This window comes from Falsirhodobacter sp. alg1 (genome assembly GCF_000739715.2).
GTDB lineage: Bacteria > Pseudomonadota > Alphaproteobacteria > Rhodobacterales > Rhodobacteraceae > Falsirhodobacter.
Map to the genome: position 1 here is coordinate 1 of NZ_BBJC02000058.1, position 766 is coordinate 766.

Annotated in this window: 1 protein-coding gene and 2 pseudogenes; 1 reads left to right on the forward strand and 2 read right to left on the reverse strand. The window is 61.5% G+C overall.

The genetic code is table 11. The annotated features are described in order from the left end of the window. Window positions 1-207 (reverse strand): annotated as a pseudogene (locus TR36_RS15190) (M20/M25/M40 family metallo-hydrolase); the annotation flags it as partial. A gap of 3 nt (window positions 208-210) precedes the next feature. On the opposite strand from TR36_RS15190, the pseudogene TR36_RS15195 reads away from it, so the two are divergent. Beyond that, window positions 211-478, forward strand: a pseudogene (locus tag TR36_RS15195) (4-hydroxy-tetrahydrodipicolinate reductase); the annotation flags it as partial. A gap of 19 nt (window positions 479-497) precedes the next feature. Here the strand turns inward: TR36_RS15195 and TR36_RS15860 are convergent. Continuing rightward, window positions 498-671 carry a hypothetical protein gene (locus tag TR36_RS15860; RefSeq protein ID WP_192841372.1) on the reverse strand — a complete coding sequence of 58 codons (174 nt, stop codon included), beginning with the start codon at window positions 669-671 and terminating at the stop codon, window positions 498-500. Window positions 672-766 lie beyond the last annotated feature (95 nt).

Genomic DNA, 766 nt, shown 5'->3' on the forward strand with positions numbered 1-766 from the left:
AAAGATGGTGATGCGACCGGGCACGGGTGCCGTGGACTTCGTTTCCACGCGCGGCATGCCTCAAGGAACGTCATTAACTGGCCCTTGTCGTCAGAAGAGACCCCGCCCGCGGATCACCTTGCCCTTTGCCGTGGTCTCGATTTGCGGATCGAAGGGATCGCGATCCCATAGCGACAGCGGGTCCACCGGCTGTACATCATAGTGGCCATCGGCGTTGCGCTTCAGGATGTGCGCGATTCCGGGCGTGACGGCATCACCGGGGCACGCACAACGGGTGATATCGGATTTTCCTCTATCCGRGGCGGGTCCATCGTAGGCGAGCATGACGTGATCTTCGCCGGCGAAGGCGAACGGCTGGTCCTGCGCCATATTGCCAATGATCGTGGCANTTTTTGCCCGGGGCGCGCTGAAGGCAGCCCTTTGGGGCCAGCAGCAGAAGCCGGGCATCTACACCATGTCGGATGTGCTGGGCCTGTGAACCCCACAGGCCCCGGCCCTCAGAAGTCGATGGCGAGGCCCTTTTTCTCCCAGTCGCCATAGATGCGCTCCCCGTCACGCCGCGGCGGATCCCGGAGCACCGCCCCTGCCACAATACCAGCCACTGCCAGGTTAAGGGCGACCGATACAGCAAGCGCGATACGAAGGGTGCGGGAATGCAGTCGGAGTATCATTGTGTCTCGTCCGTTAGAAAATCATAGGTCGAATTACCNCGACCGAAGTGACGGCCCAATAAGCGGCCGTAACGCGGGAAACCGTGTCCGGTTAC

Coding starts and splice junctions, on each gene's coding strand:
- TR36_RS15860 (WP_192841372.1), bottom strand. CDS start 671: ATGATACTCCGACTGCATTCCCGCACCCTTCGTATCGCGCTTGCTGTA.